The sequence below is a fragment of the Streptomyces sp. NPDC090108 genome, assembly GCF_044747185.1.
Classification (GTDB): domain Bacteria; phylum Actinomycetota; class Actinomycetes; order Streptomycetales; family Streptomycetaceae; genus Streptomyces.
The window spans coordinates 988244-1012840 of sequence record NZ_JBIVDQ010000003.1 but is presented as its reverse complement, the minus strand read 5'-3'; the positions used below and the strand labels follow the sequence as shown (position 1 = coordinate 1012840).

At 74.4% G+C, this 24597-nt stretch carries 19 protein-coding genes and 1 pseudogene; 12 read left to right on the top strand and 8 right to left on the bottom strand.

Annotated features, from left to right (window positions below; genetic code table 11):
- Positions 1-89: 89 nt before the first annotated feature.
- A complete protein-coding gene (locus ACIPRD_RS14695; protein WP_401563058.1) occupies positions 90-1097 on the bottom strand; it encodes a YbhN family protein in 1008 nt (335 codons plus the stop codon).
- 676 nt (positions 1098-1773) lie between these two features.
- On the opposite strand from ACIPRD_RS14695, the gene ACIPRD_RS14690 reads away from it, so the two are divergent.
- On the top strand, positions 1774-2418 hold the full coding sequence (locus ACIPRD_RS14690) for a DedA family protein (RefSeq protein ID WP_401563056.1): 645 nt from the start codon (positions 1774-1776) through the stop codon (positions 2416-2418).
- A 304-nt stretch (positions 2419-2722) separates the two neighbouring features.
- On the opposite strand, the gene ACIPRD_RS14685 is transcribed toward ACIPRD_RS14690, so the two are convergent.
- Positions 2723-3250 (bottom strand): gamma carbonic anhydrase family protein, encoded by a 528-nt coding sequence (locus ACIPRD_RS14685; protein WP_356403330.1) that lies wholly within the window; start codon positions 3248-3250, stop codon positions 2723-2725.
- A gap of 107 nt (positions 3251-3357) precedes the next feature.
- On the opposite strand from ACIPRD_RS14685, the gene ACIPRD_RS14680 reads away from it, so the two are divergent.
- Complete coding sequence (locus ACIPRD_RS14680; protein ID WP_356403333.1) at positions 3358-4122, top strand: acyltransferase; 765 nt, start codon at positions 3358-3360, stop codon at positions 4120-4122.
- Positions 4123-4250: 128 nt separating this feature from the next.
- On the opposite strand, the gene ACIPRD_RS14675 is transcribed toward ACIPRD_RS14680, so the two are convergent.
- Entirely contained in the window at positions 4251-5108 is an 858-nt protein-coding gene (locus ACIPRD_RS14675) for a DMT family transporter (protein ID WP_356403832.1), read from the bottom strand.
- Positions 5109-5221: 113 nt separating this feature from the next.
- Here ACIPRD_RS14675 and ACIPRD_RS14670 point away from each other — a divergent pair, with 113 nt between their 5' ends.
- Both ACIPRD_RS14670 and ACIPRD_RS14665 read left to right on the top strand, forming a co-directional pair.
- The gene (locus ACIPRD_RS14670; RefSeq protein ID WP_401563054.1) at positions 5222-5794 is read left to right on the top strand and encodes a helix-turn-helix domain-containing protein; all 573 of its coding nucleotides are present in this window, start codon (positions 5222-5224) and stop codon (positions 5792-5794) included.
- A gap of 112 nt (positions 5795-5906) precedes the next feature.
- Positions 5907-6464 carry a YbaK/EbsC family protein gene (locus tag ACIPRD_RS14665; protein ID WP_401563053.1) on the top strand — a complete coding sequence of 186 codons (558 nt, stop codon included), beginning with the start codon at positions 5907-5909 and terminating at the stop codon, positions 6462-6464.
- Positions 6465-6636: 172 nt separating this feature from the next.
- On the opposite strand, the gene ACIPRD_RS14660 is transcribed toward ACIPRD_RS14665, so the two are convergent.
- From ACIPRD_RS14660 to ACIPRD_RS14650, 3 genes are all read right to left on the bottom strand, one after another.
- Positions 6637-7860 carry a 4-hydroxybenzoate 3-monooxygenase gene (locus tag ACIPRD_RS14660; protein ID WP_401563051.1) on the bottom strand — a complete coding sequence of 408 codons (1224 nt, stop codon included), beginning with the start codon at positions 7858-7860 and terminating at the stop codon, positions 6637-6639.
- A 78-nt stretch (positions 7861-7938) separates the two neighbouring features.
- On the bottom strand, positions 7939-9579 hold the full coding sequence (locus ACIPRD_RS14655) for an APC family permease (protein WP_401563050.1): 1641 nt from the start codon (positions 9577-9579) through the stop codon (positions 7939-7941).
- Between the two features lie 174 nt (positions 9580-9753).
- On the bottom strand, positions 9754-10188 hold the full coding sequence (locus tag ACIPRD_RS14650; RefSeq protein ID WP_401563048.1) for a CoA-binding protein: 435 nt from the start codon (positions 10186-10188) through the stop codon (positions 9754-9756).
- Positions 10189-10521: 333 nt separating this feature from the next.
- Here ACIPRD_RS14650 and ACIPRD_RS14645 point away from each other — a divergent pair, with 333 nt between their 5' ends.
- Both ACIPRD_RS14645 and ACIPRD_RS14640 read left to right on the top strand, forming a co-directional pair.
- Positions 10522-11286 (top strand): hypothetical protein, encoded by a 765-nt coding sequence (locus tag ACIPRD_RS14645; RefSeq protein ID WP_356403350.1) that lies wholly within the window; start codon positions 10522-10524, stop codon positions 11284-11286.
- Positions 11283-11828 carry a histidine phosphatase family protein gene (locus tag ACIPRD_RS14640; RefSeq protein ID WP_356403353.1) on the top strand — a complete coding sequence of 182 codons (546 nt, stop codon included), beginning with the start codon at positions 11283-11285 and terminating at the stop codon, positions 11826-11828. Before ACIPRD_RS14645 ends, ACIPRD_RS14640 begins: the two co-directional genes overlap by 4 nt.
- A gap of 250 nt (positions 11829-12078) precedes the next feature.
- On the opposite strand, the gene ACIPRD_RS14635 is transcribed toward ACIPRD_RS14640, so the two are convergent.
- Positions 12079-14061 carry an amino acid transporter gene (locus ACIPRD_RS14635; protein ID WP_401563045.1) on the bottom strand — a complete coding sequence of 661 codons (1983 nt, stop codon included), beginning with the start codon at positions 14059-14061 and terminating at the stop codon, positions 12079-12081.
- A gap of 492 nt (positions 14062-14553) precedes the next feature.
- Between ACIPRD_RS14635 and ACIPRD_RS14630 the strand changes: the two genes are divergently transcribed.
- From ACIPRD_RS14630 to ACIPRD_RS14605, 6 genes and pseudogenes are all read left to right on the top strand, one after another.
- Complete coding sequence (locus ACIPRD_RS14630) at positions 14554-15180, top strand: YigZ family protein (RefSeq protein ID WP_356403359.1); 627 nt, start codon at positions 14554-14556, stop codon at positions 15178-15180.
- Between the two features lie 126 nt (positions 15181-15306).
- A pseudogene (locus tag ACIPRD_RS14625) lies at positions 15307-17037 on the top strand (aminotransferase class I/II-fold pyridoxal phosphate-dependent enzyme); the annotation flags it as partial.
- Positions 17038-17393: 356 nt separating this feature from the next.
- Positions 17394-18197: a phosphatidate cytidylyltransferase gene (locus ACIPRD_RS14620; RefSeq protein WP_401563044.1), complete on the top strand. Its 804-nt coding sequence runs from the start codon at positions 17394-17396 to the stop codon at positions 18195-18197.
- Between the two features lie 247 nt (positions 18198-18444).
- The gene (locus ACIPRD_RS14615; protein WP_401563042.1) at positions 18445-19608 is read left to right on the top strand and encodes an exonuclease SbcCD subunit D; all 1164 of its coding nucleotides are present in this window, start codon (positions 18445-18447) and stop codon (positions 19606-19608) included.
- Positions 19605-22595 carry an AAA family ATPase gene (locus ACIPRD_RS14610; RefSeq protein WP_401563040.1) on the top strand — a complete coding sequence of 997 codons (2991 nt, stop codon included), beginning with the start codon at positions 19605-19607 and terminating at the stop codon, positions 22593-22595. Before ACIPRD_RS14615 ends, ACIPRD_RS14610 begins: the two co-directional genes overlap by 4 nt.
- 79 nt (positions 22596-22674) lie before the next feature.
- Entirely contained in the window at positions 22675-23190 is a 516-nt protein-coding gene (locus ACIPRD_RS14605; RefSeq protein WP_401563038.1) for an immunity 21 family protein, read from the top strand.
- Positions 23191-23338: 148 nt separating this feature from the next.
- Here ACIPRD_RS14605 and ACIPRD_RS14600 read toward each other — a convergent pair whose 3' ends face one another.
- A complete protein-coding gene (locus ACIPRD_RS14600; RefSeq protein WP_356403373.1) occupies positions 23339-24577 on the bottom strand; it encodes a cytochrome P450 in 1239 nt (412 codons plus the stop codon).
- Between the last annotated feature and the right edge of the window lie 20 nt (positions 24578-24597).

Below are 24597 nucleotides of genomic sequence, written 5' to 3'. Positions count from 1 at the left end.
ACAGCCAGGGTTCCCGCGGCGGCACCCGTGACGGTGGACAAGGTGCCCCGGCCGTCGCCGCGGCCGCCGGGTCCGCGGGACGAGGAAGCTCACAGCACCTTCGCGCGCAGCAGCGCCGACAGCACCAGGGTGCCCGGCAGCAGCGGCAGCCAGTCGGTCAGCACGCGGTAGCCGACGACCGTCGTCGCGGCCGCCGCAGGTGAGGCCCCGAACGCGACCAGCGTCCACACGAGGGCCGCGTCCACGGCGACACCCCCTGGTGCGGGTACGGCTCCCACGGCGGTCCCGGCCGCCAGGAAGGCGACGACCACCTGCACCCAGGGCAGCCCCAGCCCGAGTGCCGCCCCCACACAGACCAGGGTGGCCGCCTGGACCAGCGGCATCGCGGCGGCCCCGCCCCACAGAGCCAGCACGCGGCGGGGCCGGGAGTGCACCTCCCGGGCGTCGGCCAGCGCGGAGCGGACGAAGGCCGCCGCCGGACGCCGCAGCGGCCGGAGCAGCACCGGCAGCGTCCCCGCCGCCACGAGGGCGCCGCCCGCCACGGCGAGGGCCGGCAGCAGTTGTCGCTCTTGCGGCAACAGGTCCCCGAGGGTCCGCCGGGCCGGGGACGACGCGAGGAACGCCAGGAGAACCAGCGTCTTCGCGGTCGACCTGACCAGTGAGTACAGGGCGATGGAGGCGGTGGCGCGGGCGGTCGGTATCCCCTGGGTGCGCAGGAAGCGGAGGGTGACGGCGTGCGCGCCGAGGCCGCCCGGAAGGACGTGGTTCGCGGCACCGGCGGCGAACTGGGAGGCGAGGAGCAGCCCCGGCGGCAGCCGGTCGGGCAGCGCGCCCTGCCGGACACAGGTGGCAGCGGCGCAGTTCAGGGCGACGAACCCGCCTCCGGCCAGCAGCCACCAGGGGTCGGCCCCGGCCAGCCGGACGGCACCCTCGTGCGCGACGGACCGGTTGGCCACCGCCCAGCCCAGAGCCAGCAGGAGCGGGGACAGACACAGGGCGAGGCGGACGGACCCGGAGGCGAGGAGCGACGGGCGGCGCCCCGGGTCCGGCGCGCCGGGCGGACCGGGCGGACCGGGAGGCGCGGCCGGCGAGAGCACCGGGAGCGGGGTGCGCGGAGGCCGCGCGGAGCGCGGAGCGAGCGGAGGCCGCCGGGCGCGCAACGAGAGCGACGGGCGAGGCGAGGGCGACGAACGCGGCGAGGGCGACGGGCGTAGCGACAGCGACGGGGGTAGCGACGGGCCTGGCGAGGGCGAGGGGCGCGGCGGGAGCGACGGGCGTAGCGACGCCGACGGGGGGAGTGACAGCGACGGGCGAGGCGACAGTGACGGGGGCGGCAATGGTGACGGGCGAGGGGAGAACCACGGGCGTGGAGGCAGGAGGGTGCGTGGGGCGCGCGGCGCGAGAAAGGCGGCGCGCAACGAGAGCGGAGTGCGCCGCGTGAGCGAGTGGCGCGGGGCGCGCGGAGTGCGTGGGGGGCGTGCGGCCGCGAGGCCGAGCGAAGAGAGCAGGGGCACTGAGGACACGGGGACGTCGTCCTTCCGCATCGGGCCCCGCGGCGGGGACCAGGAGGAGGCGGGGCGGCGAAACCGCGGTGAGCCTTCCCTTTCCGCATGACGCCGGGATGTCCGGAAACGGAAGGGCCGGGGGCGGGACGGTGCCGTCGCGCGCTCGGAGCAGGCCGCCTGTCACAGCCGACCAGGTAGCCTTCCCACAGGGCGTACCGCGTATGCGGCGTCCGCCTGACAGGGACAGTGAACCGGGGAGGAACCGGCGGTGCACGTGCAGGAATGGCTCGACTCGGTGCCCGCGGTCGCCGTGTACGCCGTGGTCGCTCTCGTGATCGGTCTGGAGAGCCTGGGCATACCGCTGCCGGGCGAGATCGTCCTGGTGTCGGCGGCGCTGATGTCCGCTCAGCATTCCGGGGTCAACCCGTTCGTCCTCGGGGCCTGCGCGACCGCGGGTGCCGTGATCGGCGACTCCATCGGTTACGCGATCGGACGCAAGGGCGGACGGCCGCTGCTGGCGTGGCTGGGCGGCAAGTTCCCGAGACACTTCAGCGAGGCGCACGTCGCCACCGCCGAGCGGTCCTTCGAGAAGTGGGGCATGTGGGCCGTCTTCTTCGGCCGCTTCGTCGCCCTGCTGCGCATCTTCGCCGGCCCCCTGGCGGGCGTGCTGCACATGCCGTACTGGAAGTTCCTGATCGCCAACGTCCTCGGCGGCATCTGCTGGGCCGGCGGCACCACGGCCGTCGTCTACTACATCGGTGTCGTGGCCGAGGACTGGCTGAAGCGGTTCTCGTACCTCGGTCTGGCCGTCGCGGTCCTGATCGGCCTGACCTCGATGCTGATCCTCAAGCGCCGGGCGAACAAGGTCCAGCCGGAGGAGCGGGAAGCGGAGACGGTCGCCGCGGGCGACTGACCCCGCCCGGCGACAGCCCCGCCGGACCCCAGGCCGCCCTCCGGCCCCCGGCCCCGTGGCGGACCCCGGCCCCTCCGGACCCGTGGCCGCCCCCCGGCCCCTCCGGACCCGTGGCGGCCTCCCGGCCCCGGCCCCACCTCCCGGCCCCGCCGGACCCGATGCCGCCCCCCGCCCCTTCGGACCCGGGCCCTCCGCCCGGTCAGCGTCCGAGGCCGGCCCCAGCCCCAGCGGGTCGGCGACCGGGACGGACGGCCGCCGCAGGCACCGGCCACCGCCCCACGCCGCCTCGCACCGCCCGGAACCCCTACTCGTGCACCCCCCGGTGCGTCTTCGCCAGCTCGGCGTACAGGGTCCCGTTGAGGGTGACCCCCTGCCGCTCCTCCTCGGACAGCTCACGCCGCACCTTGGCCGGTACCCCCGCCACGAGCGAGCCGGGCGGCACAACCATCCCCTGCGGCACCAGCGCCTGCGCGGCGACGAGGGAACCCGCGCCGATCACGGCCCCGTTGAGCACCGTGGCGCCCATGCCGATCAGGCAGTCGTCCTCCACGGTCGCGCCGTGCACGACGGCGTTGTGCCCGATGGACACCCGCTCCCCGACGGTCACCGGGAACCCGGGATCGGCGTGCAGGGTCACGCCGTCCTGCACGTTCGCCTCCGCCCCCACCGTGATCCGCTCCACGTCGGCGCGCACGACCGCGCCGTACCAGACGCTCGCCCCCGCGCCCAGCGTGACGTCACCGATCACCGAGGCCGTCGGGGCCACGAACGCCGCCTCCTCGACCCGGGGTTCCTTGCCACCGATCCCCACGATCAGCGCCTTGTGCGTCATCACCGTCTCCTGTTCTTCCTGGTACCCGGAAGGTATGTCATCGGGTGGGGTGAAGATCACAGCGGTCCGCCCTCTTGCCGCGGCCCGGCGCTGAGTACCGTGAGCGGGTGCCGAAGCCCAAGAACACGTTCTCATCCTGGCGGCAGGGGCTTGCCCAGCGCGCCGTCCACGCGGCCTGGTCCTGGGTGCAGCGCAGGGGCTCCGTCACGGCCGAGCACCCGGCGGGGTTCCGCTTCCGCGCGATGGGAACGGGCACGAGGCTGGCCTTTCCGCTCGGCACGGTCTTCGGCGAGCCCTGGATCGAACTCGGCGCCTGCTGCATCATCGGCGAGCAGGTCACCCTCACCGCCGGCCTGATGCCGGACCTGGACCTCGGTCCCGACCCGATCCTGCGGATCGGCGACGGCGTCGTCCTCGGCCGCGGCAGCCACGTCATCGCCGACACCTCGGTCACCATCGGCCGCGACTGCTACTTCGGGCCGTACGTCTACGTCACCTCCACCAACCACTCCTACGACGACCCGCACGAGCCCATCGGCCGGCAGTGGCCGCGGATGGAGCCCGTGGAGATCGGCCCCGGCTGCTGGATCGGCACCGGCGCGGTCATCCTGCCGGGCGCGCGGATCGGCCGGAACGTGGTCGTGGCGGCCGGGGCGGTGGTGCGCGGCACGGTTCCCGACCACGCGGTGGTCGCGGGGGCGCCCGCCCGGGTCGTACGGCGCTGGACCCCCGAGGACGGCTGGCAGCCTCCGCTGCGGACTCCGGCGCCCGTGCCGCCCCGTGACGACATCACCCCCGAGCAGCTGCGGGCGCTGGCCGAACTCGACGAGGAGGCGGTCGAGGCGCTGGCCCGGCTGGAGCCGGAGAGCTGAACTCCGGCCCGGCGTCAGGCGGTTCGCCGGCCGAACGCCCGCCCGTCGACCGGCCGCGAGGGCCTCGGTGTCTCACTGGCCGGCGGGTCCGCCCGCCGGTGCGCGTGCGTCGTCGCGCGGGTGGTGCCTCAGCCCGTCGCCAGCAGCAGTGTGCCGACCAGGGCCAGCCCCGCGCCCGCGGCCTGGGTCACGCGCAGCCGTTCGCCGAGGAAACCTCGCGCGGCGAGTGCGGTGATCACCGGGTAGAGCGAGGCCAGGACCGCGGCGACGGTGACCGGGCCGTACTGGGCCGCGGTCGCGTAGGTGCCGTTGGCGGCGACGTCCGCGAGGCCGACGAAGGCCAGCGCGGGGAGCGCGGAGCGGGACAGACCGCCCTCCGGCAGCGCAGGGGTGCCCCGCCGGACCGACGCGTACAGGGCCGCGCCGCCCACGACGACGTTCGTCACCCGCTGCACGAACAGGGACAGGAACAGGCCGGTCACCTGCGTCGAGGCTTCGGCGATCAGCGCGAACACCGTGCCGAAGCCGAGGGCCGCGACGAGCGTGAGCAGGATGGCGCGCCGCTGCACGGGCGCGCCGCGCAGCTGCGGACCGCCCGCCAGGACGATCCCGGTGACGGCGACCGCGATGCCCGCGATCCTGAGCGGCCCCGGCCGCTCGCCGAGGGCCAGACCGACCCCCACGGGTACGGCCACGCTGAGCGTGGCGAGCGGGGAGACGACGCCCATCGGGCCGAGCGCGAGGGCCTGGTAGAAGGAGAAGACGGCCACCGGACCGACCACGCCCGCGGCCACCGCGAACCACAGGCGCGGCCCCGCCTCGCTCCAGCCGCCGGTGCAGGCCACGATCACCCCCAGCACGGCGGCCGCGATCGCCTGGGAGACCACGACCACGGTCAGCGCGGGCACGCGCCGGGTCAGCAGACCTCCGCCGAAGTCGGCCAGGCCCCACAGGAGACTGGTGGTCAGGGCGAAGAACGCTGTCACGGATGCCTCGCAGTACAGTGCGATGAACGAGTGTGTACAGCTCACGATAGTTCGATCCATTGAACCTTGTCAGCCAAAATACTTGACCCTCCCTTCTGGATATTGGACGGAACGTGTCGGACCTCGAACTCCTGACCCAGTCCCTGGCGCGCAACGTCAAGCACTGGCGTGCGGTGCGCGGCTTCACCCTGGACGTGCTCGCCGCCCGGTCCGGCGTCAGCCGCGGCATGCTCATCCAGATCGAGCAGGCCCGGACCAACCCGAGCATCGGCACCGTGGTCAAGATCGGGGACGCCCTCGGGATCAGCGTCACCACCCTCCTCGACTACGAACGGGGCCCGAAGGTCCGCGTCGTCCCGGCCGACCGGGCCGTCCGGCTGTGGCACACCGAGGCCGGCAGCTACAACCGTCTCCTCGCGGGCACCGAGGCGCCGGGGCCGCTGGAGATGTGGGACTGGCGGCTGATGCCGGGTGAGCGCAGCCCCTCCGAACCCCACCCGGCCGGCACCGTCGAGCTGGTTCATGTCACGGCGGGCGAGCTGACGCTCACCGTGGACGGCGAGGAGTACCGCGTCCCGGCCGGCGCGAGCGCCTCCTTCGAGGCCAACACCCCTCATGTGTACGGCAACAGCGGTGACGTGCCGATGGAGATGGTGATGGCCGTCTCGGTGCCGCCGGTGAGCTGAGGCGCGAAGGCCCGGCCGCGGAACCGGGACGGGCAGCCCGCGCGGGGAACGGGGGTGGCGCCGCGGTGGGACACGCGCCCGGAGGGAGGCGTGGGCTTGTTACCGTGCCGCCATGCGCGCACCCATCGGCGACTTCGAGACCGCCACCCCCGCCCCCGCATGCCTGGACGAGCTGACCGCCCCGGTCGCCGACGCCGTACGCCACTGGCAGGGCGCCGTCCCCGCCGACCGGATCCTGTACGTCGACACCGATCCGCGCTGGGCCGACACGGCCGTCTTCGTCGAGCACTACGGCCAGGACCTGCTGGAGCGGTCCGCCAACTGCGTGGTGGTCGCGGGCAGGAGGGGCGGCGAGACGACCCTCGCGGCGTGCCTGGCGCTCTCCACCACCCGGGTGGACGTCAACGGCGTCGTGCGTCGCCGGCTCGGCGCGCGCAAGGCGTCGTTCGCGTCCATGGACATGGCGACGGGCGAGACCGGCATGGAGTACGGCGGCATCACCCCGGTCGGACTGCCCGCCGGCTGGCCGCTGTTCGTGGACGCGGCCGTCGCCGACCTGCCGTACGTCCTGGTCGGCAGCGGCCGCCGGCGCGGCAAGCTGCTGGTGCCGGGCAAGGCGCTCGCCGAACTGCCGGGCGCGGTGGTCGTGGAGGGACTCGCGGTCGCCTGAGGGCGCCCCCGCCGGGACGTGCGCCGCACCGCCGCGCCCGGCGCCCCGTACTGCTGCCGCCGGAGCGCTCCGAGGGCCCCCGCCGGGTGCCGTCACACCGCTTGCGCCCGGGTGTCGCACAGTGCCCGCGTCCGGCGGCCGGGGCCGCCGCCGGACGCGGGCCGCGGCGTGTTCAGAAGCCGGGCGCCGCGCCCAGGTACTGCTCGGCGAACGCCGCCGCGGCGGTCGGCGAGGTGAACATCCGGCGCAGCCGGGCCCGGGTGACGCCCGCCCGGAAGGGGTCGCCGGAGGCCACGCCGTGGTAGACGTCCGACAGCCACTGCGAGAACTCCTGGTACTCCCAGACGCGCCGCAGTGAGGCGTCCGAGTAGCCGTCCAGGCCGCCGCGGTCGCCCCGCGTCGCATACGCGACGAGTGCGTCGCCGAGCAGGAAGGCGTCGTTCAGCGCGAGGTTCATGCCCTTGGCGGCGATGGGCGGCGTGAGGTGTCCGGCGTCCCCGGCCAGCAACAGCCGCCCGTGGGCGAGGGGTTCGACCACGTAGTGGTGCAGGTCCAGGATCCGCTTCTCGATCAGCCGGCCCTCCCGCAGCGGGGGAGCCCCGTCGGCCCCCAGCCGGGCGCGCAGTTCGGCCCAGACCCTGTCGTGCGTCCAGTCCTCCGGGTCGTCGCCGGGCGCGCACTGGAGGTAGTAGCGGGTGACCTCGGGGCTGCGGGCCATGTGGCCGGCGAATCCGCGCGGATGGATGCCGAACACCGCGCAGTCGGCGGAGGGCGGTGCCTCGGCGAGCAGGGCCAGCCAGCCGATGCCGTCGTCCTGTCGCGCGATGCGCCGGCGCTCCGCCGGCACCGCGTCCCGCGTCACGCCGCGCGCCCCGTCGCAGCCCGCGACGAAGTCGCAGCGCAGGACGCGGCGTTCACCGGTGTCCGGGCAGAGGTACGACACGGCCGGCCGGTCGGAGTCGAGATCGTGCAGGGTCACGTCGCGCACGCCGAAGCGGATGTCGCCGCCGCGCACGTCGGCGTACTCCCGCACCAGGTCGGTCACCAGCAGTGGCTGGGGGTAGAAGTAGTGGCCGAGGCCGGTCAGCTCGCCGTAGGCGAACCGGAACCGCTCGCCCTCGAAACGGAATTCGCAGGTGTCGTGGGCCTCGGCCCTGGCCATGAGGTTCCCGGCGAGGCCGCGGCGCTGGAGCTCGCGCACCGCCCATTCCTCGATGACACCGGCCCGCGGCCGGTTCTCGATGAACTGTCTGGTCCCGGTCTCCAGGACGACGCAGTCGACGGAGGCGGCCCGCAGGATGTTGCCGATGGCGAGTCCGGCGGGGCCGGCGCCCACGACGACGACCGTACGGTCCTCTTCGGGCGCGGGGCTGGGGTGGGGGGATGGGGGGATCATCAGAGCACAAGATCACCATGACGGTGTCCCGTCAACCGGGCTACGGCTGACGGGACACCGGGGAGAGCGGGAGCGGGGTCAGTGCGCCGGAGCGTCGGTGACCACGACCTCCTCGATGCTGCGCTCGATCTCCTCGGAGCTCGACGCGGTGGCCTTCGCCCAGTAGTAGATGGCGAGCGAGAACACCGCGATGACCAGCATGTCCCACCACAGCGGCAGGGTGCCGTTGCCGCCGAAGCCGCCCAGCCAGGAGATCCCGCCCAGGCCCAGCAGGTAGACGGGCAGCCACTGCGCGGCCCTGAAGTCCAGCCGGGGCGCGTCGGGCAGGTTCTTGCGGATCGCGTACCAGGCGTAGGAGCCGAGCAGCACGTAGCCGATCAGGATCGCGCAGCCGAGACGCCACAGGGTGTCCCAGCCGGCCCAGTAGATGATGAAGTTGGCGACCACGAACGACAGCGGCGAGACGAGCTTTCCGGCCGGGAGCCGGTACGGACGCTCGAGGTTCGGCAGGCGGTCGGCGAAGACGCCGTACGCGAGCGGCGCGCCCGCGTACATGAGCACGCTCGCCGAGGTGATGAAGCCGACCAGTTCGTGCCAGCTCGGGAACGGCAGGAAGCAGATCACGCCGGTGACGAACGAGATGATGAGGCCGAACCACGGGACACCGCGCTTGTCCGTCTCGGCGAACAGCTTCGGCGCGTAGCCGTTCTTCGCCAGGCCGTACGAGACGCGGGAGGTGGCGGTGGTGTAGATCAGGCCGGTGCCGCCGGGGGAGATGATGGCGTCGGCGTACAGCACGAAGCCGAGCCAGCCCAGTCCCACCATGGTGGCGAGGCCGGCCCAGGGGCCGCTGATGCCGGGGAAGTCGAGCTTGTTCCAGCCGTGCGCGAAGGAGCTGTGCGGCAGCGCGACGATGAAGACGACCTGGAGCAGGACGTAGATCACGGCGCCGATCACGACCGAGCCCAGCGTCGCGCGCGGCAGGTCGCGCTTGGGGTTGCGGCTCTCACCGGCCAGCTGGATCGCCTGCTCGAAGCCGAGCAGCGCGAAGATGATGCCGCTGGTGCTGATCGCGCCGAGGATGCCCTTCGCGCCGAACGGGGCGAAGCCCTCGGAGGTGAAGTTGGCGGTGTGGAAGTTCCCGGCGGCGATGACGAAGATCGCCGCGAGCGGCACCGCGATCTTCCACCAGGTGGCGGCGCTGTTGGTATGGGCGAGGGCGCGGACGCCGAAGAAGTTCACGCCGACGAAGAGCGCCATGAGGAGCACGGCGACGGTGAATCCGCTGGTGCTCAGCGTGCCGTCGGTGTGCTGGAGACTCGCGGCCCACTTCCAGTGCTGGGCGTACCCGATCATGGCCTCGACCTCGATCGGGGCCACGGTCGCCGCCTGGAGCCAGGAGAACCAGCCGAACGACATGCCCGCCACGCCGCCGAAGGCGTAGTGCGGGTAGCGGGCGGTGCCGCCGGCCACCGGGAACATGCCGCCCAGTTCGGCGTGGACCAGGGCCAGGAGAATGATGGCCAGCGCGCCGATCACCCACGAGATGATCGCCGCGGGGCCGGCCACGACGACGGCCTCCTTGGCACCGTAGAGCCAGCCGGAACCGATGATGGAGCCCACCGAGGCCCACATCAGGCCGATCAGGCCGACGTCCCGGCGCAGGCCGCCGCCCTCCTTCGTGGATGTCGGCGGCGGGGCATGGTCGAGCTTCACCATGTCAAGGGGCCTCTCAGATCGTAAACGCAGGATTAACGAACAAGAGGCCACAGAGTAGGGAGACTTTCCGCGTCTACAGAAGAGCGGTTGCCAAATCTTGACCGTTGCACCGGTGTGAGCTGGGTACAGATTTCACACAGGTCAGAGGCCAGAGCGAATGTCAATATTCAGTGGCTAATTGTGAGAATGCGGTGAGACAGTGTGTCCCAGAAGGGGAATTTCGATCGCCGGGCAGCGGTCCATCACCATCTCCAGGCCGGCGCCCCGCACCCGCTCCGCCGCCGCCTCGTCCACCACTCCGAGCTGGAACCAGACGGCCTTCGCACCCCCGGCCACCGCCTCGTCGGCGACCGCGCCGGCCAGCCCCGAGTTGACGAACACGTCGACCACGTCCACCTCGAAGGGGATCTCCGCGAGGGAGGCGTAACCCCGTTCGCCGTGGACCGCCTCCGCCTTCGGATGCACCGGCACGATCCGCTTGCCGAACCGCTGGAGCGCCCGTGCCACCCCGTACGCGGCCCGGTCCGGGTTCGACGACAGGCCGACCACCGCCCAGGTGTCGCCCAGCTCGGTCAGGATCCTGCGGATCGTCGCTTCGTCGCCGTGCACGGCGGCCCTCCTCGGACTGCGGGGAACTGTCCTCGGGGCAACAGCGGGCGCCTGGCGGCGATTCCCGCGCGCCGGCTCGCGGGACGGTGACCACCCGCGGGCCGGTGCCCGCCCGCAGACCGGTGTCCGCCCGTGGGCGGGCGGCAGTCCGCGGGCCCGCGGGCCGGTGCGCGCCCGCAGACCGGTGTCCGCCCGTGGGTGGGCGGCAGTCCCACGGGCCGGGGGCCGTCGCCGGGCCGGCGGGGCGCGCCCGCCGCTCGGACACGCCGCCACGGTGCCGCGAATCGGCGCAAGGTACCTGCGCGCGGCCCTCCGCGCGCCTACGCTCGCCCCGTGCTGCGCATCCTCGACGCCCGAACCGGTGAACCCGTCGCCGCCGTCCCCGCCCGCCGTGGCCTGACCCGGGTGGAGGCCTACGCCCGCGGCCTCGACCTGACGTCCCTGCGCGTGCTGCTCACCGCCGACCTCCTCGTCCGCGCCCTGGAGATCGGCGGCACCCCGGTCTGGACGATCCTCACCGCGCCCCGCGAACACGCGGAACTGCGCGCCGCCGCCACGGCCCTGGGGATCCGGCCCTTCGAGGAGAGCCGCGACCTCGCGTCATGGCCCGGGGAGGACCAGGTGGTCCACGTGGTCGCCGACGGAGAACCGGTGGCGACCGGCGGGGCGGTGGTGGCCGTGGCGCGCGTGGTGGACGCGGCGGCCGGGGCCGGCGGCCCCGGGGACCCGGGGGACACGCGGGTGGCGGAGGAGGCGGCGCGCGGCGCGGACCTGCGCCTCGCCCTGCTCTCCCGGCCCCGGAACACCCCGGTGCGGCTGGACGCCGGGACGCTGGACGAGGCCGCGCGCACCCTCGCGCACTGGCGCTCGGCCGTGGCCCGCTGGGCGCGGGAACCCTCCCGGCCGGTCCCGGAGGGGGTGCGGACCAGGCTGCGCGCCGCGTGGGAGGACGACCTGGACCTGCCCGGGGTGCTGGCGGTGCTGCGGGACGTGGCGGACGACCCCGCGCTGGCGGACGGCGCCCGCTTCGAGACCTACGTGTACGCCGACCGCCTCCTGGGCCTCGAACTCTCCCGTGACCTCGGGAGCCTCGCGTGAGCGAGCGCGCGGGCGGCAGGGGGCCGCTGCGCCGGCTCGTCGTGCTGCGCCACGCCAAGTCCGCGTGGCCCGAGGGCGTCCCGGACGCGCGGCGTCCGCTCGCGCCGAGGGGACTGCGGGACGCCCCGGCCGCCGGGCGCGCCCTCGCCGAGGCCGACTGGCTGCCCGACCTGGCGCTGTGCTCCACCGCCGTACGCGCCCGCCGCACCTGGGATCTCGCCTCCGCCCAGTGGGGGACACCGCCCCCGGTACGCCACGATCCGCGGCTCTACGCGGCCTCCGTGCCCGGGCTGCTGCAGGTGGTGCACGAGACGCCGTCGGAGGTGGAGACCCTGCTGCTGGTCGGCCACAACCCGGAGCTGCGGCAACTCGTCCTGGAGCTGTCGGGCGACGCCCTGGACGACACGCTGGAGCGGGTGCACGAGAAGTTCCCGACCTCCGCGATCGCCCTGCTCACCTGGCACGGCACCGGCTGGCCCGCCCTCACCACCGGTTCCGCCCTGCTCACCGCGCTCACCGTCGCGCGCGGGGCTAAGAAGTAGCCGTCGGCGGCGCGGGGCGCGCAGGCAGGCCCGGCCGGCGCGCGGCGACCCGGCTCGGCCGACCCGGCTCAGCCGACCCGCACGGGGGGTCGGTGCGGCCGACGCCCGCGGAAGCCCGGTCCGGCCGACGTGTGCCGAGGCCTGGTTCAGCGGACGTGCGCCGAGGTCCGGTTCGGCCGACCCGCACGGGGGGCCGGTGCGGCCGACGCCCGCGGAAGCCCGGTCCGGCCGACGTGCGCCGAGGCCCGGTTCAGCCGACGTGCACCGACGGCCGCCGGGCGGGCTCGGGCTCGGCCCGCCGCAGCACCTCACGCGTGACCGGCGCCGCCTCGCCGTTGCCGAAGACCAGGAAGCGGAGCAGATGGGTGACCGGGTTGCCCTCGGTCCAGTTGAAGTAGACGTCCGGCGGAACCCCGGTGCGGTCGCGCAGCGCCAGCAGGACCGCCGCGATGGTGTTCGGCACCGTGGGACCCGTCGCGCGCAGTCGCGGCACCTTGTGCCTCTCGTCGCCGCGCACCTTGATCTCGGCGGTGAAGTCGGAGGAGTCCCGCACGAACACCTCCAGGAAGATCACGGGCAGCCCCGCCGGGATGAGCGTGTGCGACCGCTGCTCGTCCTCCTTGGCGAGGTACTCGCCCTCGGTGTGCTCCTCCGGCGCGTTCGCGATCAGCTGGAGGGGGCCCTGACGTGCCGCCTCGTCCACGATCCGCAGGGCGGCCCCGTCGAAGACGACGTCGGTCGCGCGCAGCTCGAACGCCCGGTGCGCGCGGGAGCCGAAGGAGGTCACCATGATGGCCACGATGAAGATCGACGCGATCTTGATGCCGTCGGGCCGCTCGATCACGTTCGCCACCAGCGTGTACGCGAACACCAGGGTGATCACCCCGAAGCCGGCCATGGCCGCCGGGTGCCCGCGGCGGTGCGCGGCGACCGTGCAGGCGAAGGCCGCCGACAGCATCAGCACCAGCACGCCGGTGGCGTAGGCGCCGCTCTGCGCGTCCACGCTCGCGTGGAACCAGAGCGTGATCAGCACCGCCGCCACCAGGAACACGAGCACCAGCGGCCGTACCGCCCGGGTCCACTCGGGGGCCATGCCGTAGCGGGGCAGATAGCGCGGTACGAGGTTCAGCAGGCCCGCGAGCGCGGAGGCGCCGGCGAACCACAGGATGGTGATGGTCGAGAGGTCGTACACCGTGCCGAAGGCCTCGCCCAGCTCCGCGTGCGCCAGATAGGCGAGCGCGCGCCCGTTCGCCGGGCCGCCGGCCTTGAAGTCGGCCTGCGGGATCAGCAGGGTGGTCGCCAGGCTGGAGAGCAGCAGCAGGCAGCTCATGATCAGGGCGGCCGTCGTGAGGAGCTTGCGGGTCTCCCGGATGCGCCCGGCGGGCCGCTCCCAGGTGTCCGAGGGATCGCCCTGGACCTGCGGCATCACCGCCACCCCCGTCTCGAAGCCGGACATGCCGAGCGCCAGCTTCGGGAAGACGAGCAGCGCCACTCCGGCCATGGCCAGCGGTGAGGAGTGCTGCGCCGTCAGCCCGTCGACCCAGTCGCTGATCCGCACCGGCCGGCCGAGGATGTCCGCGGCGGAGACCGCGAGGACGACCACGTTGAGCGTGAGATAGACGCTCACCAGGGCGAAGGCGATCCCGATGGCCTCCTTGAAGCCCTTCAGGAACACCGCGCCGAGCAGGCCCACCAGGGCCAGGGTGATCCAGGTATTGCCGTGCTGGAGCCAGCTCGGGGCGAACGGGTTCTCCACCACGTGCGCGGCCGCGTCCGCCGCCGACAGCGTGATCGTGATCATGAAGTCGGTGGCCGCGAACCCCAGCAGGACCAGGACGAGGATCTTCCCGGTCCACCAGGACAGCAGCCGCTCCAGTATGGCGATCGACCCCTCGCCGTGCGGGCTCTCGGCCGCCACCCTGCGGTACACCGGCAGCGCGCCGAGCAGGGTGAGCGCGATCAGGACCAGGGTGGCCAGCGGCGAGAGCAGGCCGGCCGCGAGGGCGGCGATGCCGGGCTGGTAGCCGAGCGTGGAGAAGTAGTCGACACCGGTCAGGCACATCACCCGCCACCACGGCCGTCCCTTCTGGTCCGGCCGCGGCGTGCGGTGCGGGCCCGGATGCCGGGACGTCTGCTCGCTCAGGCCCTCCAGGAGCCAGGACCGGCAGCGGGACCGCACGGAGGACGGGCCTGGTGTGCCGTTCGACGCGCGCTGCGCGGGGGCGCCGGTCATGCGGTGCTGCCTCCTCGGGAGCCGGAGAGTCCTGTGGGCCAGGAAGCCCCTGGGTCTGGAGAGCCGGGGGCCTGGAAGGCTGAGGGTCTGAAGCCCGTCGGCCTGGAAAACTACGGGTAAAGAACTCAGCAGGTATGGATATCCGTAGAGCTGTCGGCCGCGAACCTGCAATTGTGCGAGTCCGGAGATCGGCGAGTCTGAAGATCGATGGGTCGAGAGATCGATGGTCGGGAGATCGATGGGGCCGGAGATCGATGGGTCCGGGAGATCGATGGGTCCGGGAATTCGTCCCGGAAATCCGGGTGTCCGTGCGTGTGGGGAACCTGCCGAATCCGTGAGAGTCCGAATGCCTGTCGGGCCGGTGATTTTCCGTGGGTCCGAAAGCCTGAGGGTGCCGCCGCGCCGCCCGCCGGAGCGCGGAGCGCGTATGCCCCGCATCCTCACCCGCACACCCGGCGCGGGGCCGCGCGCCGCTCCGCATAGGCTGGCGGGATGCAGGACGAGTACCGCACAGTCGCCCGCCCGGGCGTGCACGAGACCGAGATCAACCGCTCCCGCTTCCTGTGCGCCCTCGCCCCCGCGGCCACCGAGCAGGAGGCCCAGGAGTTCATCGCCGCCGTCCGCAAGGAGCACGCGGACGCCACCCACAACTGCTGGGCGTACGTCATCGGCGCCGACGCCTCCACGCAGAAGGCGAGCGACGACGGCGAACCGGGCGGCACCGCGGGCGTGCCCATGCTCCAGATGCTGCTGCGCCGCGACATGCGGTACGTCGTCGCCGTCGTCACCCGCTACTACGGCGGCGTCAAGCTCGGCGCGGGCGGCCTCATCCGCGCCTACGGCGGCTCGGTCGGCGAGGCACTCGACACCCTCGGCACCCTCACCCGGCGCCGCTTCCGACTGGTCACGGTCACCGTCGACCACCAGCGCGCGGGCAAACTGCAGAACGACCTGCGCTCCGGCGGCCGCGACGTGCGCGACGTCCGCTACGGCGAGGCGGTCACCCTGGAGATCGGCCTGCCCGACGCCGACGTCGACGCCTTCCGCTCCTGGCTCGCCGACGCGACGGCGGGCACGGCCGGGCTCGAACTGGGCGGGGAGGCCTACGGCGACGCCTGAGCCGGTCCGCCCGCGCGCTCCCTCCCGTGCCTGAGTACCCGTACTCAGTCCGTCTGCGTCGATCGGCCCTCACGCTGCCGTTCCGCGTCGCCCAGGCTGAAGCCCTCCGTACCGAGAGAGGTGCTCATGGGCCGCGAACTGCAGTTGCGCGTTGCTTCTTCGGAGGATCTCGCGTGGATCCACGAACTGCGTCACCGGGTGTACGCCCAGGAACTGGGCCAGCACGCGCCCGATCCGGGCGGCCGGCTGCGCGACGGGCTGGACGGCGACAACGTCTACCTCGTCGCGGCGAGAGGGCGGCACCGGATCGGCTTCGTCAGCGTGACCCCACCGTGGCTCGGACGCTACGCGCTGGACAAGTACCTCACCCGTGAGGAACTGCCGCTGCTGGACGACGGCGACGTGTTCGAGATACGCATCCTCACCGTCGAACCGCGCTGGCGGACCACCGCGGCCGCGACCCTGCTGATGTACGCGGCGCTGCGCTGGATCGCCGCCCGGGGCGGGCGGCGGGTGGTGGCGATGGGGCGGACCGAGCTGCTCGGCATGTACCGGGCGGCGGGCCTGCGCCCGGTGGGCCGTACCGTCCGCAGCGGCGCGCTCACGTTCGAGGTGCTCACCGGCGACGTGGCCGGGCTGACGAGGGCCGCGACGGACCGTCACCACGGCACGCTGGAGCGTCTGGCGGCCACGGTCGACTGGCGGCTGGACGTGGCGTTCGCCCCCGCGCCCGACGGCTGCGAACACGGCGGCGCCTCCTTCACCGCCATCGGGACGGACTTCCGCGACCTGGGCCGGCGTCACCGGGTGGTCGCGGCCGACGTGCTGGACGCCTGGTTCCCGCCGGCCCCCGGGGTGCGGAAGGTCCTCAAGGAGGACCCGGGGTGGATCGCCCGGACCTCGCCGCCGGCCGCCGCCGAGGGCCTGCTGGCGGAGATCGCCGCGGTCCGCGGCCTCCCGCCGGAGACCCTCGCGGTCGGCGCCGGTTCGTCCGACCTGATCTTCAGGGCGTTCGGCCGCTGGCTGACCCCGCGCAGCAGAGTGCTGCTCATGGACCCGGGCTACGGCGAGTACGCCCATGTCACCGAGAAGGTCGTCGGATGCCGGGTGGACCGGTTCCGGCTGCGCCGTGAGGACGGCTGGCGCATCGACCCCGGCCGGCTGTCCGCCGCCGTCGCGTCCGGCCGGTACGACCTCGTGGTCGTGGTCAACCCGAACAATCCGACCGGACGCCACGCGCCGGCCGCGGAGCTGCGCTCGGTGATCGCCGGCGCGCCGGCCGGGACCCGCTGGTGGATCGACGAGGCCTACCTCGGCTACGCCGGCATGGAGGAGTCGCTCGCCGGCCTCGCCGCGACGGACCCGCGCGTGGTGGTCTGCGCCTCGCTCTCCAAGATGTACGCGCTCTCGGGCGTGCGGGCCGCCTACCTGGTGGCCGAGCCGGGCGTCGCGGCGTTCCTGCGCCGGTGGACACCGCCCTGGCCGGCCGGCCTCCCGGCCCAGCTGGCCGCGGTGGCGGCCCTGCGCGACCCGGCGTACTACAGCGACCGCTGGCGGCGCACCCACGAGCTGCGGGGACAGCTGGCGACCGCGCTGGCCGCGCTGGACGAGAGCGTGTCGGTCGAGGAGTCCGTCGCGAACTTCCTCACCCTGACCCTGCCGGCCGACGGCCCGAGCGCCGCGCGGCTGGTCGAGGCGTGCCGCCGCCACGACGTGTACCTGCGCGACCTGTCGCCCCTGTCGCCGGAGTACCAGGGGCGCACCGTGCGCGTGGCGGTCAGGGACGCCGAGGAGAACGCGCGCATCGTGAGCGCGTGCGCGGCCGCCCTGGCCGTGCTGCGCCCGGCTAGGGCCGCACACGCCACGGCGTCGCCTGTCCTTCCGACCATGTCGTCGCCTGCTCTTCCGGTCACGGCGTCCGCTGCTCTTCCGGCCGCGGCGTCGCCTGTCCTTCCGGTCACGGGGTCGCCTGCTCTTCCGGTCACGGCGTCGCCTGCCCCTCCGGCCATGTCGTCCTCTGCCCTTCCGGTCACAGGGTCCCCGGGCGGCTCCGCCGTGGCGTCCCCGGCTGTTCCTGACACGGCGTTCGCGGCCGGCCCGGCCGTCGTGTCCCCGGGTGTTCCCGCCACGGCGTCTCCGGTCGTGCCCGCCGCGGCGTCCCGGGGTGTCCCTGCCGCGGCGGCCCCGGGTGGTCGGGCCGCCGGGTCCGCCCGGTGATCACCGTCGCCTCCCTCGCGCCCGTCCTCGGCGGGACGCTGGCGCTGAGCGGTGTCGCGGTGGCCGTCTCCCGGCGCCGCGAACTGCTGGTCCGGTGGTGCGCCTGGGCGGTCGGGGTGCCGCTGGTCGCCGGCGCGTTCTGGTGGGGCCGCCCCGGCGCCGCCGCCGTCGCGGTGACGGCCGGGGTGATCGCGGTGACGGAGTTCGGCGCGCTGATGCGGCTCGGCCCGCCCGACCGGGTGGTGCTCGCCGCGGCGGTGACCGGCGTGGTGCTCGCGGCCTGGCTGGCGCCCGGCGAGGTGTTCCGGGTGCTCGCGGCGGGGGCGCTCGCGGTGGCCGCCGTACCGCTGCTGGCCGGCGACGCCGAGCAGGGGCTGCGCCGCCTCGGTGCCGGACTGCTGGGGCTGGCCTGGATCGGGGTGACGGCCGCGCTGGTGCCGCTCGGGGCGAGCGCGCTCGCGCTGTTCATGGCGGTATCGGTCGCCGACATCGTGGCGTACTTCGCCGGCCCGCGGCTGGGAGGTCCGTCGCTGTCGCCGCTGTCGCCCGCGAAGCGGTGGAGCGGCACCCTGGCCGGAGCCGTCGCCGGACTCGGCACCCTCGCCGCCCTCGGCGCGCCGACCTGGCCGATGGCGGTCGCGGTGGCCGTCGGCGGGCCGGCCGGCGACCTCCTCGAATCCATGGTCAAGCGCGGCGCCGGGGTCAAGGACGCCGCTTCCTGGCTGCCCGGCTCCGGCGGCCTGCTCGACCGGATCGACTCGCTGCTCGTCGCCCTCGCCGTCCTGCTCGTCCTGAGCTGACGCCCGCGGGGGACCCCGGAGCGCCGGGGTCCCCCGTCGCGGAACCGGCCAAGGGGCATGGAAAAAGAACGAAAGGGATATTTCCGGCAATCGGCTGTCGGGTGCGCCACGACAACCCGAGGTTCGTGGTGGACGAGGTGCGCGAAGGCGTTAGCGTGGTGGGTGCCGACCGGCGGGGACCGTGCCGGATCGGGCTGGTCTCGAAAGCGCTGGAGCAGGGGGAAGCGGTGCGGGTCGGAGCGGGTTCTTGAGATTGCTGCACACGTCCGACTGGCACCTGGGCCGGTCCTTCCACCGCGTGAACATGCTCGAAGCCCAGGCCGACTTCATCACCCACCTCGTCGCGACCGTGCGGGAGACCTCCGCCGACGCCGTGGTCGTCTCGGGGGACGTCTACGACCGTGCCGTGCCCCCGCTCGCCGCGGTCGAGCTCTTCGACGAGGCACTGCACCGCCTCGCCGACCTCGGCGTGCCCACCGTGATGATCTCCGGCAACCACGACTCGGCCCGCCGCCTCGGCGTGGGCGCCGGACTCATCGGCCGCGCGGGCATCCACCTGCGCACCCGGCCGTCCGACGCGGGCACCCCGGTGGTGCTGGCGGACGCGCACGGCGACGTCGCCTTCTACGGACTGCCGTACCTCGAACCGGCCCTGGTCAAGGACGAGTTCGCGGTGGAGAAGGCCGGCCACGAGGCGGTGCTCGCGGCCGCCATGGAACGGGTCCGCGCCGACCTCGCCACCCGTGCGCCGGGCACCCGCTCCGTCGTGCTCGCGCACGCCTTCGTCACCGGCGGCCGCGGCAGCGACAGCGAGCGGGACATCACGGTGGGCGGTGTGGCCGCCGTACCGGTCTCCGTCTTCGACGGCGTCGACTACGCGGCCCTCGGACATCTGCACGGCTGCCAGACCCTGACGGAGCGCGTGCGCTACTCGGGCTCCCCGCTCGCCTACTCCTTCTCCGAGACCGAGCACCGCAAGAGCATGTGGCTCGTCGACCTCGACGCCACCGGCCAGGTCACCGCCGAGCGCCTCGACTGCCCCGTGCCGCGCCCGCTGGCCCGCGTCCGGGGCACCCTGGACGAGCTGCTCGCCGACCCCGCGCTGACCCCCCACGAGGACGCCTGGATCGAGGCCACCCTCACCGACGCCGTGCGCCCCGCCGACCCCATGGCCAGGCTCACCGCGCGCTTCCCGCACACCCTCAGCCTCGTCTTCGCCCCCGAACGCGCCCCGGACGACCCCGAGGTCTCCTACGCCCGCCGCCTCGCCGGCCGGGACGACCATGAGATCGCCCAGGACTTCGTCACCCACGTGCGCGGTGCGGGGCCCGACGAACGGGAGACCGCCGTGCTCCGCGAGGCCTTCGACGCCGTCCGCGCCGACGACGCCCGGCGGGAGGTGGCCCGATGAGGCTGCACCGGCTCGACATCACCGCCTTCGGCCCCTTCGGCGGCTCCCAGAGCGTCGACTTCGCCGCGCTCTCCACGGCCGGCCTGTTCCTGCTGCACGGCCCCACCGGCGCCGGCAAGACCTCCGTCCTCGACGCCGTCTGCTACGCCCTCTACGGCTCCGTGCCCGGCGCCCGCCAGAGCGGCCAGGGCGCGAACCTGCGCAGCGACCACGCCGACCCGGCCGTCCGCACCGAGGTCCGCCTCGAACTCACCGTCGCCGGACGCCGCCTGGAGGTCACCCGGCAGCCGCCGTGGGAGCGCCCGAAGAAGCGCGGCACGGGCACCACCCTCGACAAGGCCCAGACCTGGCTGCGCGAGTACGACGCACCCGCCGGCGTCTGGAAGGACCTCAGCCGCTCCCACCAGGAGACCGGCGAGGAGATCACCCAGCTGCTCGGCATGAGCCGCGAGCAGTTCTGCCAGGTCGTCCTGCTGCCCCAGGGCGACTTCGCCCGGTTCCTGCGCGCCGACGCCGAGGCCCGCGGCCGGCTCCTCGGCCGCCTCTTCGACACCCAGCGCTTCGCCGACGTGGAGAAGCGGCTCGCGGAGCGCCGGCGCGCCACCGAGGCCCGGGTGCGCGAGGGCGACGCCGCGCTGCTCGCCGACGCGCACCGCATGCAGCAGGCCGCGGGCGACGCCATGGAACTGCCCGGGCTGACCCCCGGCGAGCCCGGACTGGCCGAGACCGTCCTCACCGCGGCCGCCGTCGCCCGCGGCACCGTCCGCGAACAGCTCACCATCGCCGGCTCCCGCCTGACCGCCGCCGAGGCCGCGCACACCGCCGCCCGGCACACCCTGTCCGGCGTACGGGAACTCGCCCGCCTCCAGACCCGGTTCGCCGAGGCCCGCGAGCGCGCCGTACTGCTCCAGGAGCGGGCCGGGGAGCAGCGCGCGGCGCGGGAGCGCATGGAGCGCGGCCGCAAGGCGGAGGCCGTCGCCTCCGCGCTGGAACTGCGCGAGGAGTCGGAGAGCGCGCACCGGCGCGCCGCTGCCGAAGAGGCCCGCGCCCGCGGGCTGCTGCCCGGATCCGACGCCGAGTCCGGCGCGACCGGTCTCGCGGCCGCCGCCCGCCGCGCCGCCGAGGAACTCGGCGGTCTGGAATCGGCCCGGCGCGCCGAACAGCGGCTCGTCGCCCTGGCCGAGGAACGCCGCGGCCTGGACCGCCAGGAGCGCGCCGACGAGGACGTCCTGCGCGAGGCCGACGCCTGGCTCGACGGCTGGGACGCCGCCCGCGCCGCCCTCCAGAACCGCGTCGAGACCGCCCAGGCGGCGGCCACCCGTGCCGAACAGCTCGCCGTCCAGCGCGAACCCGCGCGCCGCCGCCTCGACGCGGCACGCGACCGGGACCGGCTGACCGCCGCGCTGGACGAGGCGGGCGGCCGGGTCCGCGCCTGCGAACAGCGCGCCCTCGACGCCCGCGACCACTGGCTGGACCTGAAGGAACAGCGCCTGGACGGCATCGCCGCCGAACTGGCCGGGCACCTCACCGACGGCGCGCCCTGCGCCGTCTGCGGAGCCACCGAACACCCCGCCCCGGCCCGCAAGGACGCCGGACACGTCGACCGCGAGACCGAGGAACGCGCCCACGCCGCCTTCCGGAAGGCCGACGCGCAGCGCACCGAGGAGGAGCGGCGCCTCGCCGCCGTCCGCGAGTCCCTGGCCGCCGCCACCGCGGAGGCCGGCGACACCCCCACCGCCCGCCTCGCCGCCGAGGCCGATGAGCTGGAGCAGGAGTACACCCGCGCCCGCCGTGCCGCCTCCGCCCTGCACGCCGCGCACGAGGAGCTGCGCCGGGCCGAGCAGGAACGCGAGCAGCGCCTGGCCGACCGCCAGCAGGCCGCCCTGCGGACCGCCTCCCGGCTCACCCGGCGGGACGCCCTGGAGCACGAACACAGCCTGCTGGAGGCGGAGTTGGCGCAGGCGCGCGGCACCGCGGACAGCGTCGCCGCCCGCGCGGCCCAGCTGGAGCTGCGGGCGGCCCGGCTCACCGAGGCCGCCGACGCGGTCCGCGCCGCCGACGACGCCGCCCAGCGGCTCAAGGACGCCGACGCCCGTCTCGCCGACGCCGCCTTCCGCGCCGGCTTCGACACCCCGCAGGACGCCGCCGACGCCCTCCTGGACGACGCCGCCCACCGCGCTCTCCAGCACCGCCTGGACGCCTGGCAGTCCGAGGAGGCCGCCGTACGCGCCGTGCTGGCCGAGGCCGACGCCGCGGCCGCCGCTCAGCGGCCGCCCGCCGACCCCGCCGCCGCGGAACACGCCGCCGCCGAGGCGGACCGGCGGCTGCGCGAGGCCGTCTCCGCGCATGACGCGGCCGCCCGCCGCACCGACGAGCTCGACCGCCTCTCCGCCCGCGCCGCCGACGCCGTACGACGGCTCGGCCCGCTGCGCGAGGAGTACGACCGGGTGGCCCGCCTGGCCGCTCTCACGGCCGGCACCTCCGCCGACAACGAGCGCAGGATGCGCCTGGAGTCGTACGTCCTGGCCGCGCGCCTGGAACAGGTCGCCGCCGCGGCGACGGTACGGCTCCAGCGCATGTCCTCGGGCCGCTACACCCTCGTGCACTCGGCCGACCGCTCCGGACGCGGCCGCAGCGGGCTCGCCCTGCACGTCGTGGACGCCTGGACCGGCCGGGAGCGGGACACCGCGACCCTGTCCGGCGGCGAGACCTTCTTCGCCTCCCTGGCCCTCGCCCTCGGCCTCGCCGACGTCGTCACCGACGAGGCGGGCGGAGTCCGGCTGGACACGCTCTTCATCGACGAGGGGTTCGGCAGCCTGGACGACCAGACCCTGGACGAGGTCCTGGACGTCCTCGACTCGCTGCGCGAACGCGACCGCAGCGTCGGCATCGTCAGCCACGTCGCCGACCTGCGCCGCCGCGTCCACGCCCGGCTGGAGGTCGTCAAGGGCAGGTCGGGCTCGGCGCTGCGGCAGCACGGCGTCTGACACCGCCGCGGCCGCCCCCGCTGCGTCACGCCGAACTCGCCCGCGGGGCCCCGCCCTTGTGCGTGTAGGTTCTCGCACCATGGTGCGATACGCGGATCCGGGCGAGCTGGAGTGGGTGGAGTCGGGCGGTGGCCCGCTGACGGCGGTCCCGGAGGCGGTGCTGCCGTTCTGGTCCGGCGCCGACGGCGAGGGCCCGGCCACCGACTACGACCGCGCGTGCGAGATCGACGGGGACGCCGCCCTGCTCCCGGTCGGCGACGGCACGGCCCTCGTCCTCGGCGGCGAACCCGCCGCCACCTCCTACCTCCCGGACCACGGCGTCCTTGTGCGCTGGTCCGCCGCGAACTCGGAGGAGGAACTGCTCGCCGGCGCCCGTGCCGGCCTGGAGTCCGCCGAGTGGGGGAGCGAACTGCGCTGGCGGATACCCGGCCCGGTGGTCCTGTTCGACTCGGCGTGGCCGGGCGAGGGCCTGGCCGGCGCCGAACACCTGCGCGTCCCGCTGGAGGCGGGTACCTACGCGGTACGGGCCGCCTACGTCCAGCCGGAACCGGAGACCTGGATCGGCCTGGTCCGCCTCACCCGGCTCGGCCCCTGATCCCGTCCCGTCCGCCGGGGCGCCGGGCAGGCGGACCCCCGCGCCGCACGCGAGGACAGCGCTCCCGCCCGCCGGGGCTCCGGGGAGGCGGACCTCCGCTCCGCACGCGGGGACACCGCTCCCGCCCGCCGACGGGCCGGCCGGCGCCTCAGCGCACGCCGTCGATCGCGATGTTCAGATGGCGCGGCCCGCGCAGCACCGCGTTCTCCCGGTACGGCGGCGGGTCGTCCACCAGGCGGGGGTTCTCCAGCCGCCTGGCCAGCTCGGCCAGCGCGATCTGCGCCTCGAGCCGGGCCAGCGGCGCGCCGAAGCAGCTGTGGATGCCGCTGCCGAAGCCGAGGTGCTCGATGTCCTGGCGGTCCGGGTCGAAGCGGTCGGGGTCGGCGAACCGCTCGGGGTCGCGGTTGCCCGCGGCGATCACCAGCCAGATCATCGACCCCTTCGGGATCGTGACCCCGCGGACCTCGATGTCGGTGATGTTGGTGCGCTGCGGGACGATCTGGACCGGCGGCTCGTAGCGCAGCAGCTCCTCCACGATCTTGATCGACAGCTCCGGGTCCTCCCGCAGCCGCTGGAGGATCTCCGGGTGCCGCAGCAGCGTCAGCATGCCGTTGGTGATCAGGTTGACCGTCGTCTCGTGACCGGCGATCAGCAGCAGCACGGCCGTCGCCAGGACCTCCATCGTCGACATGGACCCGTCCGGGCCGTGGCTGTTGGCCAGGTCGGACAGCATGTCGTCGCGCGGTTCCTTCTTGCGCTGCTCCACCAGCCCGGCCAGGTACATGCCGAGCTGCATCCGCGCCTCCTGCCACTCCTTCTGGAACGCCTCGCCGCCCTTCAGCCGCGTGGCGGGGTCGAGGCCGGCCACGATCGGGTCCACCAGCTCCCGGAAGTGCGGCTCGTCCTCGCGGGGCACGCCGAGGAGCCGGCAGATCACGGTGACCGGGAAGGGATAGGCGAACTGGTCGACCAGGTCGATCTCGCGCGCGTCCCCGAACCCGTCGATCAGCTCGGTGACGATCCGGTGCATCTCCGGCTGCATGTCGTACACCCGGTGCGGCTTGTCCGGCGGCCCGAAGGCGCTGTTGGTGATGCGCCGCAGCCGGTCGTGCTCGGCGGGGTCCAGCCGGATGAACGACGGCGGCAGCCCCGTGTCGTCCTCCCCCTGGGGCAGCGCGTCCGGACCGGTGACGGTCAGGTTGGCCGCGTCGGAGCTGATCCGGGGGTCGTGCAGGAGGCTCTCGATGTCCCAGTACGAGCTGATGACGTACGGGCCGTTCTCTCCGTCGTGCACCACCGGCGTCTTGAGCAGCTCCGCGTACAGCGGATACGGATCGTGGCGATTGGCGTGGTCCAGGATCTGGCGCACCAGCGAGACTTGCGGCATGAGGGGTCCTTGGGGCGTCG

Coding starts and splice junctions, on each gene's coding strand:
- ACIPRD_RS14685 (WP_356403330.1), bottom strand. CDS start 3,250: ATGACGCACAAGGCGCTGATCGTGGGGATCGGTGGCAAGGAACCCCGG.
- ACIPRD_RS14665 (WP_401563053.1), top strand. CDS start 5,907: ATGCGCGCACCCATCGGCGACTTCGAGACCGCCACCCCCGCCCCCGCA.
- ACIPRD_RS14660 (WP_401563051.1), bottom strand. CDS start 7,860: ATGATCCCCCCATCCCCCCACCCCAGCCCCGCGCCCGAAGAGGACCGT.
- ACIPRD_RS14655 (WP_401563050.1), bottom strand. CDS start 9,579: ATGGTGAAGCTCGACCATGCCCCGCCGCCGACATCCACGAAGGAGGGC.
- ACIPRD_RS14635 (WP_401563045.1), bottom strand. CDS start 14,061: ATGACCGGCGCCCCCGCGCAGCGCGCGTCGAACGGCACACCAGGCCCG.
- ACIPRD_RS14630 (WP_356403359.1), top strand. CDS start 14,554: ATGCAGGACGAGTACCGCACAGTCGCCCGCCCGGGCGTGCACGAGACC.
- ACIPRD_RS14610 (WP_401563040.1), top strand. CDS start 19,605: ATGAGGCTGCACCGGCTCGACATCACCGCCTTCGGCCCCTTCGGCGGC.
- ACIPRD_RS14605 (WP_401563038.1), top strand. CDS start 22,675: ATGGTGCGATACGCGGATCCGGGCGAGCTGGAGTGGGTGGAGTCGGGC.
- ACIPRD_RS14600 (WP_356403373.1), bottom strand. CDS start 24,577: ATGCCGCAAGTCTCGCTGGTGCGCCAGATCCTGGACCACGCCAATCGC.